The sequence below is a fragment of the Bradyrhizobium sp. NBAIM08 genome (genome assembly GCF_020193935.1).
GTDB classification, from domain to species: Bacteria; Pseudomonadota; Alphaproteobacteria; order Rhizobiales; family Xanthobacteraceae; genus Bradyrhizobium; species Bradyrhizobium yuanmingense.
This window is the reverse complement of record NZ_JADYVR010000953.1, coordinates 1-404: the sequence shown is the minus strand read 5'-3', so window position 1 is coordinate 404 and position 404 is coordinate 1. Positions and strand designations below refer to the sequence as shown.

Below are 404 nucleotides of genomic sequence, written 5' to 3'. Positions count from 1 at the left end.
ATCGTGAGCTGCTGGCCCTGAATGCCAACGACGTCATCGCGCGCAATGGCCTTGTTATGTCGCTTTTCGACGGCAGCCATCGAGCCGAGGCCGAAACGGAGGGAGAGCTCGTTCCGGTCGGCCGCCACGACGCTGACGTAGGAGGCCCCGAGGGCCCATTCGACGACGGCGCAGGTTTGTCCTACGAGCAGGCCGACGTCGACGCGCGCGAGCGCGGCCTGGCCGAGCTCCGCCAGCGCCGCCTGCTGGCGTGCACGTCTGGCGATCTCCGCTTCCGCGGCGGACAGCCGGTCATCGAATGCTGCTGCGGTCACGCTCTCTGCCTCGGACGTGCGAAGCCAATGCAACCGAACGGCCATGGATTAAAGTGTAGGCATGGGCCGGATGCGCACGTTCCTCATCAC

At 66.3% G+C, this 404-nt stretch carries 1 protein-coding gene; it reads right to left on the bottom strand.

Annotation, left to right across the window (positions count from 1 at the left end; translation table 11 throughout):
- The coding region (locus I6F37_RS42900; RefSeq protein ID WP_225154815.1) for a hypothetical protein at window positions 1–314 on the bottom strand (314 nt) is incomplete at its 3' end.
- Window positions 315–404 lie beyond the last annotated feature (90 nt).